General features: G+C 48.1%; 17 protein-coding genes. 1 reads left to right on the top strand and 16 read right to left on the bottom strand.

The features are described 5' to 3' along the window. The 12 genes from R8N46_RS23015 to traL all read right to left on the bottom strand — a co-directional run bounded on the left by R8N46_RS23015 (position 1) and on the right by traL (position 10,109). Positions 1–513: a S26 family signal peptidase gene (locus tag R8N46_RS23015; protein WP_172689549.1), complete on the bottom strand. Its 513-nt coding sequence runs from the start codon at positions 511–513 to the stop codon at positions 1–3. Further along, positions 497–844, bottom strand: coding sequence for a hypothetical protein (locus tag R8N46_RS23010; protein WP_048608540.1), 348 nt, complete (start codon positions 842–844; stop codon positions 497–499). The genes R8N46_RS23015 and R8N46_RS23010 overlap by 17 nt, the downstream gene beginning before the upstream one ends. Beyond that, the gene (traC, locus tag R8N46_RS23005) at positions 837–3,236 is read right to left on the bottom strand and encodes a type IV secretion system protein TraC (RefSeq protein ID WP_048608542.1); all 2,400 of its coding nucleotides are present in this window, start codon (positions 3,234–3,236) and stop codon (positions 837–839) included. Before traC ends, R8N46_RS23010 begins: the two co-directional genes overlap by 8 nt. Then, complete coding sequence (locus tag R8N46_RS23000; protein ID WP_001228924.1) at positions 3,236–3,928, bottom strand: DsbC family protein; 693 nt, start codon at positions 3,926–3,928, stop codon at positions 3,236–3,238. Before R8N46_RS23000 ends, traC begins: the two co-directional genes overlap by 1 nt. Positions 3,929–4,059: 131 nt before the next feature. Further along, entirely contained in the window at positions 4,060–4,998 is a 939-nt protein-coding gene (locus R8N46_RS22995; protein WP_000356587.1) for a nucleotidyl transferase AbiEii/AbiGii toxin family protein, read from the bottom strand. Further along, complete coding sequence (locus R8N46_RS22990; protein ID WP_048608544.1) at positions 4,991–5,782, bottom strand: type IV toxin-antitoxin system AbiEi family antitoxin; 792 nt, start codon at positions 5,780–5,782, stop codon at positions 4,991–4,993. Before R8N46_RS22990 ends, R8N46_RS22995 begins: the two co-directional genes overlap by 8 nt. Positions 5,783–6,002: 220 nt before the next feature. Continuing rightward, on the bottom strand, positions 6,003–6,389 hold the full coding sequence (gene traA / locus R8N46_RS22985; RefSeq protein WP_048608546.1) for a TraA family conjugative transfer protein: 387 nt from the start codon (positions 6,387–6,389) through the stop codon (positions 6,003–6,005). Then, positions 6,386–6,958, bottom strand: a complete 573-nt coding sequence (gene traV / locus R8N46_RS22980; protein WP_139175592.1) for a type IV conjugative transfer system lipoprotein TraV — start codon at positions 6,956–6,958, stop codon at positions 6,386–6,388. Before traV ends, traA begins: the two co-directional genes overlap by 4 nt. Positions 6,959–7,032: 74 nt before the next feature. Beyond that, complete coding sequence (locus R8N46_RS22975; protein ID WP_085285719.1) at positions 7,033–8,322, bottom strand: TraB/VirB10 family protein; 1,290 nt, start codon at positions 8,320–8,322, stop codon at positions 7,033–7,035. A gap of 2 nt (positions 8,323–8,324) precedes the next feature. Then, on the bottom strand, positions 8,325–9,221 hold the full coding sequence (locus R8N46_RS22970; protein WP_276434622.1) for a type-F conjugative transfer system secretin TraK: 897 nt from the start codon (positions 9,219–9,221) through the stop codon (positions 8,325–8,327). After that, positions 9,205–9,831, bottom strand: a complete 627-nt coding sequence (locus R8N46_RS22965) for a TraE/TraK family type IV conjugative transfer system protein (protein ID WP_000667170.1) — start codon at positions 9,829–9,831, stop codon at positions 9,205–9,207. The genes R8N46_RS22970 and R8N46_RS22965 overlap by 17 nt, the downstream gene beginning before the upstream one ends. Further along, complete coding sequence (gene traL / locus R8N46_RS22960) at positions 9,828–10,109, bottom strand: type IV conjugative transfer system protein TraL (protein ID WP_000433889.1); 282 nt, start codon at positions 10,107–10,109, stop codon at positions 9,828–9,830. Before traL ends, R8N46_RS22965 begins: the two co-directional genes overlap by 4 nt. 288 nt (positions 10,110–10,397) lie before the next feature. Here traL and R8N46_RS22955 point away from each other — a divergent pair, with 288 nt between their 5' ends. Continuing rightward, positions 10,398–10,985: a plasmid-related protein gene (locus R8N46_RS22955; RefSeq protein ID WP_276434608.1), complete on the top strand. Its 588-nt coding sequence runs from the start codon at positions 10,398–10,400 to the stop codon at positions 10,983–10,985. A 26-nt stretch (positions 10,986–11,011) separates the two neighbouring features. Here the strand turns inward: R8N46_RS22955 and R8N46_RS22950 are convergent, their stop codons facing one another. Genes R8N46_RS22950 through mobH form a run of 4 tightly spaced genes read right to left on the bottom strand, consistent with a single transcriptional unit; the run spans position 11,012 to position 16,222 of the window. Then, positions 11,012–11,647 (bottom strand): DUF4400 domain-containing protein, encoded by a 636-nt coding sequence (locus tag R8N46_RS22950; protein ID WP_276434609.1) that lies wholly within the window; start codon positions 11,645–11,647, stop codon positions 11,012–11,014. Further along, positions 11,634–12,194: a conjugative transfer protein gene (locus R8N46_RS22945; RefSeq protein ID WP_276434610.1), complete on the bottom strand. Its 561-nt coding sequence runs from the start codon at positions 12,192–12,194 to the stop codon at positions 11,634–11,636. Before R8N46_RS22945 ends, R8N46_RS22950 begins: the two co-directional genes overlap by 14 nt. Before the next feature lie 9 nt (positions 12,195–12,203). After that, positions 12,204–14,024 (bottom strand): conjugative transfer system coupling protein TraD, encoded by a 1,821-nt coding sequence (gene traD / locus R8N46_RS22940; RefSeq protein ID WP_276434611.1) that lies wholly within the window; start codon positions 14,022–14,024, stop codon positions 12,204–12,206. 47 nt (positions 14,025–14,071) lie between these two features. Further along, the gene (gene mobH / locus R8N46_RS22935; protein ID WP_276434612.1) at positions 14,072–16,222 is read right to left on the bottom strand and encodes a MobH family relaxase; all 2,151 of its coding nucleotides are present in this window, start codon (positions 16,220–16,222) and stop codon (positions 14,072–14,074) included. Between the last annotated feature and the right edge of the window lie 38 nt (positions 16,223–16,260).

The raw sequence follows: 16,260 nt of genomic DNA, 5'->3' as shown, positions 1-16,260 counted from the left end.
CTACCAAAGCGGCCAAGCGCGACCAACAATCTGCTCGCGCTTAACGGCATTCCAATAGCGGGAGTCGAAACTCGTAGCAGCCTCGCCGGAAAACCAATATTCGTTTTCTTGCAGCGTCAATGAGCGGCTAAATTCTGTTTCAGCCACACCAAGACGCTGGGCTAATGCCATGCCGGTTGAGACTTCAGCACCGTTCACCAGCACATGCTCAGGCGTCACATTGACTTCATCCCCAGGCATCCCTGTTAGGCGTTTCAACATACGAGTACCGTCGTTATATAACGGAGCGAGTCCTTTTGAGTGGAAGGCATACAAACCATCCTTAACGGGCTCTTTATTCCATAGGTCAATCAGATACACCGTGGTATCAGGCAGGCAGCGCTCTTGCTGGGTATCAATCCCTATTCGGTAGCGCATCATGGCGTAGGTGCCTACCAAGGCCATGATTAACGCAAGAATGGTCAAACGGATGAGATATGGCCGCCAAGGCATTCTTTTACGGAGTATCTGCATGAGACACCTCCTTTGATCCTACTGGCACGAATACAGAATCATCTGCACCCACCACCGCTTGGGCATCCAGCACGATAAAACCGGCTGCTTTTAGCTTTTCAATTTGCTGATTGGTCTGAAGCAACCTGGATTCGATGTCTTGTTCGCTGGCATTGGGGCCAAGTGACAACACCGCCTCCCCAAAATCCACGACAGCAATGGGCGTACTTAACGCCAACTGGCTGTGGATGGGGTCGAGTGTTTTCATTAAGAGCCAGCTGGTCATTAAACCGCTACCAGCAATAGACAAAGTAATAGAAGCCATAAATGGCCAAAGCGTGGTCTTATTCATAGCCTCGCTCCTTTAACAACTGGGAGATGGCATCAGCAACAGAAAGGCCTTTGCGCGTTAACTGCTTAATCGCGTTTACATCTTCTGCACGGGAAGAGTACAACAGCTTGTGAAACGGATCGACGATGAGGCGGCCAATCCCGGTGCCCATCTCGGTAATAAAGAAAATTTCGGAATAGACACCCGTGACGGTATGAACGGTTTTCAGGTACTCATAACCGCCTTCACCGAGTGGCAAGCGGCCTTCTTTTTTGAGCGCGTTGATGGTTTCAGCTTTTTGGCCAAGCAGGTACATATTGGCCGAGTTTTCAGCGATGGCTTTACCTGTAGGGCTGTCATACAAATCGTTGACCGACTGCGTTACCGTTACAGCACTGCCGCCATATTTTCGAAATCGACGGTAACCGGTCTCGATGAACTTACCGACATCACCTTGAGTCAGCAGATCCCAGGCTTCGTCGATGAACACAATCTTGCGACGATCCCGCTCACCTAAATACATCTCTTGTTGGATTTGGTAGATAAGCTGAAGCAACACCACTTGTTGTAGATGCTTACGCCCCTTTAGCTCTTCTAACTCCAGAACGGTGAAACGGTTTTTGAAGCGAATATTGTTGTGGCCATTAAAGAAGCGGCCATATTCGCCTTGTGTCGTAAACGGATAGAGCTGTTCACCCACGTCTTGCACACGACGGTCATCGTGATTTTTCAAAGCCTCTGCCACATCATCAACCAACATGGCACGACCTTTTTTCTCCCACAGTTCACGGGTCTGACGCTTTAGGTTGGCCATCTGAAAATCGGTTAATGACTGCGTAGGTGCGGCCATTGCGGCCAATAACCCAACTAGTACATCCGCTTCTTCGTCATAGTCCTCAACGATTTCAAACGGATTTAAGCAAATGCCACTGTCCCGCCCGAACTGTAAGAACTCACCGTCATAGACTTCACACAGCTTTTCATAGGAGCGGCCAACATCAATCACCCAGCATTGCCCACCTTCAGATAAGTAGGAGGAGATGATTTCGTTCACCAGGAATGACTTGCCCGACCCAGATTGCGCCGCGATGCAACAGTTGTAATTACTGCCCGAGTCATAAAGAGACACACTCATGATCTGGCCATTACGGGAAACAAAGTTAATCACTGGCGTGCCTGTACCTTTCCAATCCGCAAACAAAGGCAACAGAGGGATCACATGCCGTGTCGCCATGGTCTTGAATCGAAACAAGTCGTTCATCGCCTGGCGGTCAGCACCAAATGGCAAGGCATTCAGAAAAATGGGCAAACAGAAGTACTTGTCTTCCATCAGCTCAAATCCGAGTTCTTTGAAATAAGTTCGAGCATTTGAAACAGAGCTGATGGACGCTTCTTCAGTTGGTGAAAACAGCGTTAAGGTCATGTTTGCCCGAATAGGACGATCACCTTCTTGCAAGGCTTCAAAAAGAACATCAAATCCCTTTTTCTTGGCTGCAAGCACCGGCACAAACTTGAGCATCGGGCCATAGGCCTGATTGACCGCCCATTGACGCTTCGTCTCTAAACGAGATCGCATCGCCTCAGCTGAAGGAAAGTGAATGGTGACATTCAGCAAAAAGCTTCCGCGTAAACCGCGACTGCCCGTCATCATATCGCCCGCAAAACTTGCGGCATGACCAAACCAGATCCGCTCAGGCAAGCGCTTAAACGATAAGGTTTTAACTCGGTAATCACCCAGCATCAGACCTTGGCTATCCACCTTGATAGCCCGGTCATAATCCAACACTTGCTCTCGAAGTGGTTTATCTGCCTCACTTCGAATTGGAGATGGATTACGCCAAGAAGCATCTTTCCCCCAGTTAAGCTGCGCACTTAATGCCGCGAGCCAGTTCCGGTCAGTCATCTCAGTAACGCGAAAACCAACCGTTGTCAGCGCCTGCGAGAAAGAAGCCCGAAGCGCGGATGTTCGACTCAACTCACGCTCCGTCGGTATAGGACTTTCCAGAGGCAATTTGCAGGTGACGATCAGTTGAAAGTTGCGTACCTGAGTCTGGGTCGATTCTTCTATCGGTTGAACCGTGCCGCCATCGAGGAAATCCGCACGTTTGCGTATCGACGCCCTGAGCAATGGATCGGATTGACGATGCCGCAAGCCCATCATGAGCTGAAGGTCGGTTTGAATATCAGGCGAGGCGTACAGGCCAAATTGCAGCAAAGTGTCTTTTGGCCAGTCGTTGTTAAGTAGAACATTAACCCTGTCTGCAACAGACTCATCACCACCCGGCAATGGGTCACATAGAAAACCAAAGCCAACACTCTGGTCTTCCATGAAAAACAGTTGCTCATCGTCGGAATAGGCCAATACTGGCAACAGCTCTGAAGCGCGTTGCCCTGAATACAGAGAGGCTTTCATTAACGCCCCTCCAACCAAGCAGAAAGATCATAAGGACGGCCTCGGCTGATGCGACCATCATTGGCGACGATGAAAGGTACACCTTGAATGCCCAGAATTTGAGCCGTCACCAAGGTACGCTGCATTGGCTCCAAGTTGCAGGCATCATCCTGTTCTAGGTTACCAATCCGGCCATTGAGCAATGCATCGGTGGCCGCTTTCTTATCACGCGCACAGCCAAGTTGGCGAACCTGACGCTCTGAATCTGGACCAAGCACTGGCACAGGGAGTATTTGGAAGGTGTATTCTTTGGTTAACGGTAAGGCTTGCTTCAAAAGCTCATGGCAGTGCGGGCATCGTGGATCAACAAAGACCACCACTTTCTTTTTGCCTTCGCCCAGCGTCAGTGGGTTCAAATCATCCATTTTTAAGCCAAGACGACTTAAGTCCAGCGTGTTTCCCGCTTCACGAATCTCTTCAAGGCTGGTAAGCGGCTTTTTCGACCAGGCATCATAGAGCGTGCCATCAATGACGAACCGGCCACTGTCTGACATGAAAACAATACGGCCATTGCTTTCGACCGCTTTCATACCCGTGACAGGTAAAGAAACCATGCCGTCAATTTTGCCAACGGGCGACACTTCAGACACAGGTTCAGCTTGAACCAAAGGAGACAGCGCAAGCGCCAGAATGATTGGAGATAGTTTTCGCATGAGGAGTCCTCGTTAATGTAAATCGAGGCTCCAGTCTATGCAGTTGTCCTATGTGGACTCGGTTAGATAGATTGAAGAAATCGCAATCTAACTAGTGGGCTTATAGCTCGTTGAGGTTTGTTATAAACGAATTACTCGGCGTTTGCGTTAACAAGCCAATCATCAAGCACTTGCTTCAATTTATCTAATTGCTCTTGGTGTTTTGCTTGATTCTTTGCCAATTTGTTAATGTTCTGCAATTTCCAACGAATCGCTGGCAAGTCTGCTGCATTAGGATAGTCAAACAATGCCCAGTCAGGTTGCCCTCTTTTGAATGACATAAGGAAAGCATGATCCCTTTCTGTGAAATGTTTTTGCAGCTCAATTAACATCATGGGCCTAACAGAGGCTAAGTCTTCGCATTCAACTTTTTCAAAAGTCATTCCGTCAAATTCTGCCTGAAATTTCTCATTCAGAGGCTGCCAGTTTGGCGACATGACTTCATTAATAGGCCGAGGGTGACTTAATGTATAGGTTAAAAAACCCACCAAAATCTCTCTCGAAATCCCTTCACTGCCAAGTAACATACGCACATCAAATAAGTCGCGAGGATGTTGGCGATCCATTGCAGCACACAATTTCCCACCATACAGATCGGGAAGACTGACTACCTGAATCTCAGCATAACCAAACTCGTCTTCAACAGACTCTTGAACTGGCATTATTTCTGCACTATGCAATGTACCTCTGGCGACGGGCGACACTTCAATTTTGATCGTCGCAACCGGACTTGATACAACTATTCTCAGTTCATCAGCTTTATTATCCTGAAATGCCGCTCTGATATCTGGTTGAGTATTGATTCTGTCTGTAATGCGCTGCAATGCAGCCCTGACATTAATCAAAGCCTCATCTCTTGGTTCAAGTGGAAGATAAGCAAGATCAATATCTACAGATAACCGAGGAAAATCTCTCACAAATAAATTAATGGCGGTGCCACCTTTAAGTGCAAAAACCGTCTCTGTTGCTACCACAGGAAGCATTCTTATGAGCAAGGAAACCTGTTTGTAATATGGGCTATCTTTATCCATTATGTTGTTCACCTTTTTTGACGCTTAATATCTCTGGCACTGTGATTTGATATCGCTCATCAAAACGTCCTTTTTCGACAACCTGCCGCTTTCCTGCCCCCAATTTAATTCTTGTTTCATCTATGCGATTGACCCACTGGTGATCGTAGTATCGACCCAGAAATAGAAATATTCGGTTTGCCTGAACAGAGCTGCTTCGCTCAAGAATATCTTGTACTTTTCTAGGGCTAAGATTGACTAAACCCTGAAATAATTCTGCGACATGCTCAAATGAAATCAGCTTCCCAATCGCGTCTACCACTTCATAGGCAGCAAGTTCTGCACAGCTGACAGTGAGTTCTTTCTCTTTAACCGTGATCCTTTTCAAATCTTTCTCGGGATTCACTTCAAGCTTATGGTTTCCACAGTAAAACCAATTCTGATAAGGGAATTCACGAAACCATTTTGGTAAGGACGACTTATTTTTAACGCAAATCCAAACTTGCTCTTTGTTCAGCTGTAAATAGTGACTCAGTCCTTGGTGAGTTAAGCTGCTCAATCCAGCCAAATGAACTGAAACGCCCAATTGCACATCTAATGCTTGAATGGCATCAACCCAAGTTGGCTTTATATCGCCCTGCGCATCTGGACGATAGTACACGCCAGAACTAAGCTTCTTCAGCCAACCGTTCTGCGCGTACTTTTGAGCCAGGGAGTAGCTCACACCGTTTTCAGTCAGCCATTGCTGAAGTACTAGCGCACCAGGAGAAGTATGAGCAACAAGCCAGTTTATCTTAGATGACATTTTAACACCCCAAGTGTGAATATCACGAACAGTATAAACCATTTAGTTTATTACGATAGGGATTTTAACACTTTAGGTGTTAATATACCAAATACTGTAAACAAAGCCCGCTAATGCGGCGTTGTTGAAATGAAAAAGTCTACACAACATCACCAATAACCCGATGTTGTGTAGACCTAAGTTTGATTGCCTTAAGTGAACTGACTACTATGGCTCACATTCAGGTGCCCAGTAAAACGGCGCTGATTGCTGGAACGGTTGTGCCAATGACTTCTTGAGTGCTGGCAACGACAGGTAAGGTTGCAGACATAACACTTTCAACGACTGTTGGTGTGTTGTAGAGACCCATACCGCCACCAATGCCCAGAGCGAAAGCCATCAAGCTTTGGCGAGCGATACCGCCCACAATACCCACCAGAACCATGGCTCCCGCTACGATCCGTCCCAATGTACCTTGGGTCCAGTCTTTTAGGGTATCCCACACATCAGTGAAAGCATCACCACCGGTGCCCGCAAATGAGGGCTCCGAAATCATTAACGCCATCAAACCAAGCGCACTAATGGTCATTAGGCGCTGAGTTTGAATGGTGCGAACTGCATTTGTCATTCGTTAGTTTCTCCGTAGATACTCAAGTTATCGCGCTTACCATCAGCTCCCGCTGAGGTTGAATCGCTCTGAGTCTGAAGTGGACGTAGCACAGGCGAAACCATTCGAGGTGCTGACACCCCAATATCCCACCGGCGCGGTTCAATTTCGGTAAACACGTAGCTGGATAAATTCAGATCTCCACGGTCATCCTCCCAAGGCGCAATCCAAATTCGCATCACCCTTGAAGGAATGCGAATAGGTGCAGATTGCTGCGTCTCAGGTAATGCTGGATGGCTCAGCAGTCCTGTCTCTAAATCAGATTGTGAATACCCAGAGGGAGAACCAATTCGAGTCGCCACAGCATCAATCGTCTTGGGTGCAGCGCCATTACTGGTAAGCTCATAGACTTCACGAGCGGATAAACAGCGCACACCGTCAGGCATACCTGGGCATCCATATTCACTACTCCCAAGACCCAATGAACTACAGCCAGACAATAAGGTTGAGCCGACTGCCAATAAAAGTAATCCAGCTTTAGACCACTGTTTTGACTGGTGCTTTGGGTTGTTCTGCATTGATGTCGTCATGGTTAACTCTCCTCTGGATACACATCTTATTGTCTGAAACGGACTTCGATCGGTTAGCAACATGCAGGATTTTTTCATCTTCTTGCACCTCCCCCTTGCGAAGTGGCCAACGACAACGAGGCCCCACGAGTGACTATGACTTCTATTTTCCTTGCAGCGTCTACCTCTATGACTGGGAACATATTTTCTGCCATGTCCAAATAGAACTTGGCCACTCGATCCAATGCTTTACCAGTGCCTTTAATCGCAGCGCCTTGTAATGCTTCTTGGCTCATGACTTGCTGGTACAACTGAGTATCACCGGCATTACCCGTCTGAATCGTTGGTACAGGATTCACATCAAATGCGCCTGCCAAGCCCTGAAGGAATCCGGCCATCATCGATTTGGCCACCAGCTGGCCTTGTTTCGACACTAATCGGCCACGAATACCGGCTTTACCGTCTTCACCCACGGCATAAGAATCCAGTCGCGTTTCAATGACGCCACCATCTTCTCTCACACATGAAATGGTCTCGCCTCGCAAATAGGCACGCTCAGAGCTCAAATCACCGTAACCTGCGGCGATCAAGAAACACTCTTTGATATCCGCTCTGAATCGGTTGGGTAAAATGGCTTCCTTTTGAATCCTCAGTAATGCAGGAAAAGGTTCGCGTCTTGCGGACTCGTGAGTAGGGGCATCCAAACCTGTGATCAAAGTACCTGAGATGATGCTGCCCGCCGGTAAATACAAAGGCGGCGCTTCTTGCACAACAACCTCTGGTTCAGCAACCACTTCAGGCTCAATCATACGAATCGTGATTGGCGGCAATGGAACATCCCGTGCTCGTGTGCCTTGGCCATTGACTGGCTGCTGATAGAGCGGATCAGGCAGCGGCGCATTGGCAAAATAGTCGTCTGGGTTAGACGGCAGTGGCTTTTCTTCTTTAGGCAATTCCATGGCAGATAAAGGCACTTCGAAACGGCTATTTGTGCCTTCAACTGCTGCATCACCTCCAGCGCGAACATCATCAAGTTCCGCTCGAAGACGAGCCAACTCCGCATTGACCTCACTTGGTATAGAAGGCGAACCGGGGCTTAACCGTCCTGAGTCAACGTCACGACGCAAGCGTTCAACTTCTCGGCGTAACTGCTCGTTGCGCTCACTGAGTAGTTTCACGTTCGCAGCCAAACTATCGACCCCAACATCACGAGTATTGGTATCCGTAAGAATGTGCCGGATCGTTTCCTGCCGGTTCCGACTGTTCGCGCCATCATCAGGATTAGGTGAAAACACCATCACCATAAGGATCAGACCACCAGCAATACCAGCAACCGATAGACCCCGCTTCATGTTCGGGCTCATTTGTTCCCATTGTGCTTTCATCGTTACTTACCTCCCACAAGAAGCGAAGGTCGCTGACTTTCCACTGGTTCTTCACGATGATTGCGAACAACCACATACAACTCAGTCTTTTCACCCGGCAACAAGATATTGCGAGGCCAGTAAGCGCTTGCCACTATATCTGGTGCATGACAGGCTATTTCACTGGCTTCTATCGGCTCATCGGCAAAGCTTTCAACCAGTCCTACATAGACTGTGAAGTAATGTCCCGTCACAATTTGCCCCTGCTTAAAACCAAACTTTAAGCCCGGCTGAAAACATTTCGGGCTTGTGTCAGTTTGGCCAGCTAAACGGATGTCATAGCCTTGTGGTAACTCATTTAGTGCAAGGCGTCTGAGTAAATCACGTAAGCTATCGACGTATGGCTGAGCCGTTTCCCAAGTGGCGGCTTTGCGGTTCACGACGCCCTTAATAGGCCACTGCTGACCATCAATAGCTAAGGTAATTTCACGCGGTGGAATACGACGAGGTACTAAGGTGACAGATAATGCTGGCGCTTCCTGACCAGGCGGAGTGATGTAAAGTGAAACCGGTGATTCTTTGTCCGTGGCCACATATACAACATTCGCCTTGATTTGCGTCTGAGCATCACTGGTTGTTCTCACCTGAGGCGATTCAAACGGTGTCACAATCCGGTTCAGATGGCCAAGTGCCACAGGGATCAGTTCATTGACTCCCGGTGTCATTAGTAGCGTTGTTGGCACATCCGTTGCAACCGAATTGGTTTGAGTCGGTGGATTTGCAGTAGCGGACTGCTTCATCACACTGGCTGGCACAATTGGCAATTCCACGTCTGCATACGACGCTTGAGATAACAGGACGCCACTCAAGCTCATTGCGATTAAGCTTGGTGTTATCCATCGACTAATTTTGGTTCGCATCATTCACCCTCCGGTTTTGCTCTTGGGTCAACTTTTCACGAACGCGCTTCGTTCTAGCTTGCCCTTCATACGTATCCATCCAACTGAGCTTTGGACGGTATTGCTCAATATCGATGTCAAACTCATAGGTGCGAGTTTGGCGCTGTTCATCTCCAGATGGTCCAGAGACCAAGGAATAACCGGTCACAAAGACATGACCGGTTTCATACTCATACTCCACTTGTCTGGGTTGGAATTTGAGCGTGACTCGGTCTTCGCGGATTTGTCTTGCCTGAATCTCCAGTGCATCGACCACTTGCTGGTACACCGCTGGAGAAAGTAGCGGCTCAATAGCAACCCGGATGAAAGACACATTACCCGGCGTCACGTTGCCCATAAGCTCAGCCAGGTAGAGTCCCCAGGATTCAAGGTAAGGTTGAGTGGCTTGGTTTCGTGACACTTCAGCCGTTTCAGACAAGGTTGGCGGTTGAATGGCTACCACGGTATTGCGAGAAAATGCTGCTACCGCAAGCAGCAAATTAGATAGCACCAGCACTGCAATCAGGAACCGTTGCCATCGGTTTTCTAATTGCGTGCCTTGCCATGATTTTAAAAACACGTCGAACTTCACGGCAGATAGCTCCTGATAAATGGGTTAGGGATCGTCTTGGCTTTGGTTGGCAACAGTCCGGCCCAGTAGATGGCGTGAAGAATAAAACCATCTGGGCGACCATCACGAAAACGCCGATAGAGTTTGGTTGTCACCAACCCCAACAGGCATAAAACCAAGGCATTACCGGTAAAAATGCCGATCACTAGCCCCAACAGAATGGGAGCCATCTCATCGGCACTCCAAAGCAGGAAGTGCGGCGGGTCATCGATATAGGATGGAATATTTACAGGTTCCATAGTCACTCCTCGTTGTTTGAATTGAGAAGTGAAGAATGCCTTGGGATTGGCAGGTTCAGTGGTCAGCTAGATGCCGAATTCTTGAAGGTTTTGAGGGTTCTACTCAGACAATACTAACAATTGATCTTTTTGATGCGGTTGATATGATGGGGATATTGGTCGTGTCGAGACCAGCTGCCCACATTAGCAAACCCGGACGGGACGACATGCATATCAAATTTATTTTTTGCTTAGGTTTTTTCTGCGACCTCGGCAGTGGGCACCGTATTCGCTAATAGGAGAAACTCAATGCAAATTACTAAAATCATTTCCTCTGCTACGGTTGAACGTTTAAAGCAAAAAGCACGAAAGCTTAAACGTGAAAAATCCATTACACACACTGAAGCACTCGATGAAATTGCAATATCTGCTGGTTTTAATCATTGGCATCATGTTGTGCAAGCTAATGACTTACTGAAACCATCAGAAGTGGCCTTATCTTCTGGATGTGTCATGGCTTTTGATGTCAAAGATGGTATGGATGTCGATACCAGTGATGGGGTTTTAATTGCAGACCACTTCTTGGAGATGCTCACTGAAAAGCAGCTATTTGAAATTTATGCCAATTCCCCTGATGAGGACGATGAACAAAACAGGCCGCTAAAAGAAACGCTATCGGATTCAGAGCTTCATGAGTACTTTCGAGATTATTGCTCATTCATGTACTTCCGTCTTGCCGAGCCTCATGCAAACAAACCGTTAAAAGAAGTATTGGCTCTTATACGACAGTACTCTTTTTGGATGCCGCAATATATTTGGCTTCAAGGTCACCTTATTGATACTTATCATTTGCCAGCTGAAGACGAGAACGGCAATACCGTAGGCGTCAGGTTTTAGCTCTACAAGATGAGGCCTAACTGGCCTCATATCTTCTTCTGCAAGTGACTTAACGCCAACCCCGCCATCAACGCCAAGCCGATGATCATCGACGGCAGTACCACCGGTGGAATAGCCAGTGGGGCGAACAATCCCATAAATAGCAAGATGACGCCTGAGCCCAGGATAATCATGCTGTAGCGGTGAATGATAGGGCTCGAAAAATCAAAGGTTGTCTTCTTAATCTTCCAGGTCATCAAGCCGTCCCACAGCGCCGGTAACATGAGAATAAGCGCAAAGGGCAACCAGACCATCAGCAAAGCAAATCGAATGAACACTTGGTACAGCACATCAAAAAATGCCTGAATACGGTCTTCTACCCACATAAACCAAAAGCCACCCATGTTCTCCATCCCTTTAGAGCGTAGTCGCTGTTCTTCAGTGGGGATTAGAAAATCTCGCACAGATTGCTCCATCTGCGTATCCACAATCCATGACTGATACCAGCGATGGCTAGTTTGACCAATCCAATAGCTTGTTTGTGCGCCCAATTGATTTTGGATCATCTGCTTCTCTTTACTAATGACCCGGCCAGTCCAATCACCGGGCACTAACACGCCAATGGCAATAATCTCTAGCATCAGTGCCAGACACAGTAGCCAAACCGACTTATGCTTGCTCATGCCAAACATCCTCTTCGACTCGGGCCAGCATGGCTGCAACGGTTGGCGTCATAATCCGGGCTTTAATCACTTGTTGAAGCCGCTTTGTCGTCGTATGGCCACTGACATAACGCACGTCGATGCGTCCTTCAGCCAAATACGCCATCCGATTTGGACGATTACGAATCCAGGAGTAGAAATACACACCATCCACGGCGGCCCACTCGAAATGGTCAGGATCACGCAGGCGAATCCCCGTTAAAGCACTGGCGGCAGTCCAGGTCAGTGCCTCAATGAAATGCCAAAGGCGTACACTGTCATCATCACAAGTGACTTCTTCATAACTGCCCAAGCCATTACACAGACACAAATCAAAGATGGAATGGCCATCTAACGTGAACGCATCCGTCAAGTAGTCCGCCAAGCAATACACCGAGGCCAAAGCATGAGGCCAGTCAGTTTCAAGCAGTCTTAAGGTTTCCTTGAACTGGGGGTTATGTTGCTGCCACTGAGCGAGCATTTCTTTACTGGTAAGTGTTGTCATTTTCAGACAGACAGAATGATGCATACAGACTCCTTATACTGCCTGTGTAGAGCTGGTTAAAATAGGAATACGGCCTTTGATCACGCGGCCACCTGAAAGCTTGGCGATGTACTCCAGGTTGGGGAGCTGGCCCAATAACTGCGGTGGAAACATATCGCCTTCTTCTTCCATCAAGCGCTCGCCATGATTGCCGGTAAACAACGCGGGGCTGTCCGAGTTGGACGACATACCTTGAGTTTGCATGATGTACTGCAACCGAGTCTTAGGCAGATTGTCGGTAATGTACTGCTGTGTTTCGGCATCCATCACCCGAAGAGCTATCAAATTGTTGATGTTACCTAACACCTGGCGAGCTTTAGCTTCACTGCCTGTACGAGCTGAAAAATCAGCAAAGGTCTGAGTAGCAATCACACAACGCATTTTTGCGCCACGGCCTTTGTTGAGCAGTTGAATGAAGGGATCGTTGACGACTTCAGCCGCCTCATCGATGAAGATATTTACGGGACGATTTTCAACACCATAGTTATAGCGGTCACCGGCCACGGCGGTGAGATCGGATAAAAGCAACGAACCAATGGCGCTACCAACCATGGCGTCGGTCAATGAATCCAAGCCGATATAGGCCACTTGGGCATTGTTGATAATACGGCCAGAATCCGTAATTAACCGGCTGTCATCCACATCGTTTGCAATCGGTGATAGCAATGGACCTAGTTCACTTGAAGTGAGCATATTGAGCACCGGCATCAGTGAGGCCACCATCTTAGAATAGTGGGTTCTATCATGCTCAAACATGCTCAAAAGGCCTTCCAAATCGGTATTAGCGGCAACGGGCTGAATGCGTTCGTAGTAAAAAAGCAGCATCGCCATAGCTTGTTTAGCCAAGGTATTGGCCTTTTCGGTAAAGCGCTTGATCTCCACACTAAAGTTCGGATACACCTGCTCCCCCCAGGCCGTGACGGCTTTTACTACCAAGCCTTCTGGGCCACCTTCCAAGAATCGTCTCAGTGTTTTCAGATCAGGACGTTGTGACGTAAGCAACAGACCTTGCACGATGTTATTCAGTGCCATTTGGCCAAAGGCTTTAAATGGATCAGCACCGGTTTCGGATGGGATTAATGCCGCAATTCGGCTGGCAATTTCAGTGCCCCGGTTAAAGTTTCTCAGGGGATTAAGCCGTACTGAATGCTCAGGAAAACCCGGATGAAAATACACAAAGCGCTCTGGACTACCGGCGGCAATACAGGCTCGCTGCGCATTATCCTTAAGTTCCTTGTCTCCCTTAGGGTCAATAATAATCACGGCTTCATTACGCAAAATGGCCTGAGTGATCATCGCATCAAAGCATCGGGTTTTTCCGGCACCGGTCGTACCGACAATTAATGTATGCCCCTCAGTGTGTCCAACTGGTTGGTACACATCTTCTTCTTTGGGCTCGACACCATGAATCCAGGTCGAACCCATTTGTTTGCCGTGACCTTGGTTAAGCAAGGTTTGCTTATCCCGCTTTAGGATTTCATAAGCGCGTTGGGCATGGCGTTGGTCCCACTCAAAGCCATAACCTAACCACAATTCATCAGGATGTTTTGCCATCACCTTTTGCAAATGCGACAGCTCCATAAAAGCCAATGGTTTTCCTTTTAGTCCCTTCTGCAACTTATAAAGACGGTAAGCCTCAGGCAGGCGATACAACGCCATGCCCGAGGAAATCCCTGTCATCCACCAAAATGGCTCAGGTGGTAGCTCAGTCAGCATTTCTGCGGCAATTGCCCCAGTTGCACCAACCAGCCAACCTGCTGCTGCCATGGCTTCATAGTTCGTGCGCCAGGGCATCTCGTATGCGTTTTCTTTCATTCATTCTCCGCAAAATAACCGTTTGCAATCGCTTAATTTCAAATGGATTAACGTTTAGCGTGAGCGGTAAACAGAACCGTTTCCCCCTCATAAAACTGGCATTCGTCACTGGCCGAGATCCCCCGAAGCAGCTGTCCGGCTGGAATACCATGCTCATTGGCGACTTGGCGTAAGGTTTTAATCGTGACGCGAATACCATCGGCACTATGATCCACGTCTGGGTAATCGCCATCGGTCAGTAAGATGGGCAAATCTTTCACAAAATTAACCATCTGTTGGCGCTGCGCGTGTTTGGGGTCTGTACTTGAGTTCGCATTGGGCGCAATCGGCTTTTGCTTACGCTCCGCTCTTGTGGCGGGCTCTTTTGCTTGGGCATTGGTTGTCTCGGTTCGACTCGGACGCTGTAAAGCCTCTTCGCTCTGAATTGCTGTCACTGATTCTTCGTCTTGTTTAGAGATGTCTATCAGTGCAGTAAGCCCTTTAGAAATCGATACTTTCAGCAGCAACCCTTGCTCCTGAACGCCATCTTTCGTAGTAACAGTTCTGGCTTTACGTGTCGGGTTTGCGGAATCTAGTTCAAGCCAATCTAATTGACTGAGTTCAGCAAGCAGTTTTCGGGGGGCACACCAAGGTCTTATGGCATCGGGATAGCGGATCAGTATCTGTTCACCAACCATAACCAACGCACTACTGGCCTCTGGGAGCCATGCCAAAGATTCAGGGAGATTCAATGCTTCTGTATCGTGCTGGTTTACGTTATTTGAGATAGCGCCATCATGAAAATTGTTAGGCTTTTCACATCCATCACCCGGAACATTTTCATTTGCCTGAAGGTGATTAACATCACTGGCATGACAAAGTTCATCATCTTGTTCGGACGGTTTTGTCGATGGCGACTCAGCCGAATTACTGAGTTCGATTGATGATGACGCTTCAGGCAAGTCTGAATGCTCACTGGAGCGACTCTGTGGCTCTGTTTGTGTTTGATGTGTTGCTTCCCACTCAGATTTGCTAAACAGTCTAACGCTACTTGGTACATTCGAGCTGAACAATAAATCGGCCTCAACTATATGCAGCATGGCTAACCAGATTGGCTTGTCGTCTTTGATCAGCACTTCAGGGGCAAGGCTTTCATATCGCTCATTTGAGGCGGATTTAGTGGCCAATCCTCGCTCAATGAGGATGTCCGCAAGGGTATCGGGATCTCTTGGAATGCCAGGTATCTTGTCTTTGGCCAATAGCTCAATGATGTCCTTAGCCGCGCTTTTCCAAACCAGGCAAAGATGGATTGATTGATTCGATTTTCGTACCCAGACTCTGGCGTCTCGCTGATTGACCAGCCACTGGGAACTGGCAAGTAATCGCCTCATGGCATCAAGTAGATAGCGTTCAACTGGGACACCAAGGGCATTGTCGTCAACGGAAATTCGTTGCGCTTTCAGGTCTCGCTGGACACTGGTTTGGTCAGCTTCAATAACCAATTTAGACAGGACATGCTCGGGATCGGTATTGCCAATCGCTTCCAGCATGGCTTGCAAAATCTCAGGGCCAGGTTGAGTTAACCAGGCGAGCAACTCAGGTGTCATCACCCGGTTTAACACCAGAATTGAAAATTGCTCGTGCCGCTTACACCGCCCGTCGCGCCAGCGAATGAAATAGCGTTCAATGCTGTTATTAGTGGTCCACTGAGATAAGGTTTCTAAAAAAGGGTTCCATTGATAGCGTCCATCTTCATCCGTGATGGACAAGTCTGAAACGGGCTTACCAATATCATGGAACAAACCGCCAAGAGCCGCTGCAACACGCCACCTTGGCTCTAGCTCTTTTTTCTCAACCGGTGTGCCACTGGCAACAAAGATGATCCCTTCAGCAGCTTGTGCAGCCCAGAAAGCAACTTCCAACGAATGACGTAATAAACCACCAGCGCCACTGTGATGATGATGCTCAGAAGCTGGCAACAAATGAACATAAGCAGCCAGATGATCAATGCAGGGCTGAATTAGCCTTTGAAAATCACGCAGGTTAAAGCCAAGTATCTGGCGCAGTTTGGCAATTAGCTCGTCTTGTGTGGACTGCAAATCCTCGGGTGACGCTGCTGGCAACCCCTTCAGGAATGGCGGATAGCGTGGGATTTCTGCATCCAGTTGCGATGACAGCTCTGGTAGTGCTTTTGTTTGAAAAAATAGGTTTTTGAACATAGTGAACCTCCGACACGATAGTGTGAAGGTTCAATCTG

The organism is Vibrio sp. 1874 (assembly GCF_033344395.1).
GTDB lineage: Bacteria > Pseudomonadota > Gammaproteobacteria > Enterobacterales > Vibrionaceae > Vibrio > Vibrio alginolyticus.
The sequence above is the reverse complement of the archived record's forward strand: the minus strand, read 5'-3'. Positions and strand labels throughout refer to the sequence as shown.

Coding starts and splice junctions, on each gene's coding strand:
- traC (WP_048608542.1), bottom strand. CDS start 3,236: ATGAAAGCCTCTCTGTATTCAGGGCAACGCGCTTCAGAGCTGTTGCCA.
- mobH (WP_276434612.1), bottom strand. CDS start 16,222: ATGTTCAAAAACCTATTTTTTCAAACAAAAGCACTACCAGAGCTGTCA.
- R8N46_RS22970 (WP_276434622.1), bottom strand. CDS start 9,221: ATGCGAACCAAAATTAGTCGATGGATAACACCAAGCTTAATCGCAATG.
- R8N46_RS23010 (WP_048608540.1), bottom strand. CDS start 844: ATGAATAAGACCACGCTTTGGCCATTTATGGCTTCTATTACTTTGTCT.
- R8N46_RS22945 (WP_276434610.1), bottom strand. CDS start 12,194: ATGCATCATTCTGTCTGTCTGAAAATGACAACACTTACCAGTAAAGAA.
- R8N46_RS23000 (WP_001228924.1), bottom strand. CDS start 3,928: ATGCGAAAACTATCTCCAATCATTCTGGCGCTTGCGCTGTCTCCTTTG.
- R8N46_RS22990 (WP_048608544.1), bottom strand. CDS start 5,782: ATGTCATCTAAGATAAACTGGCTTGTTGCTCATACTTCTCCTGGTGCG.
- traL (WP_000433889.1), bottom strand. CDS start 10,109: ATGGAACCTGTAAATATTCCATCCTATATCGATGACCCGCCGCACTTC.
- R8N46_RS22995 (WP_000356587.1), bottom strand. CDS start 4,998: ATGGATAAAGATAGCCCATATTACAAACAGGTTTCCTTGCTCATAAGA.
- R8N46_RS22955 (WP_276434608.1), top strand. CDS start 10,398: ATGCAAATTACTAAAATCATTTCCTCTGCTACGGTTGAACGTTTAAAG.
- traD (WP_276434611.1), bottom strand. CDS start 14,024: ATGAAAGAAAACGCATACGAGATGCCCTGGCGCACGAACTATGAAGCC.
- traV (WP_139175592.1), bottom strand. CDS start 6,958: ATGACGACATCAATGCAGAACAACCCAAAGCACCAGTCAAAACAGTGG.
- R8N46_RS22950 (WP_276434609.1), bottom strand. CDS start 11,647: ATGAGCAAGCATAAGTCGGTTTGGCTACTGTGTCTGGCACTGATGCTA.
- R8N46_RS22975 (WP_085285719.1), bottom strand. CDS start 8,322: ATGAAAGCACAATGGGAACAAATGAGCCCGAACATGAAGCGGGGTCTA.
- traA (WP_048608546.1), bottom strand. CDS start 6,389: ATGACAAATGCAGTTCGCACCATTCAAACTCAGCGCCTAATGACCATT.
- R8N46_RS23015 (WP_172689549.1), bottom strand. CDS start 513: ATGCAGATACTCCGTAAAAGAATGCCTTGGCGGCCATATCTCATCCGT.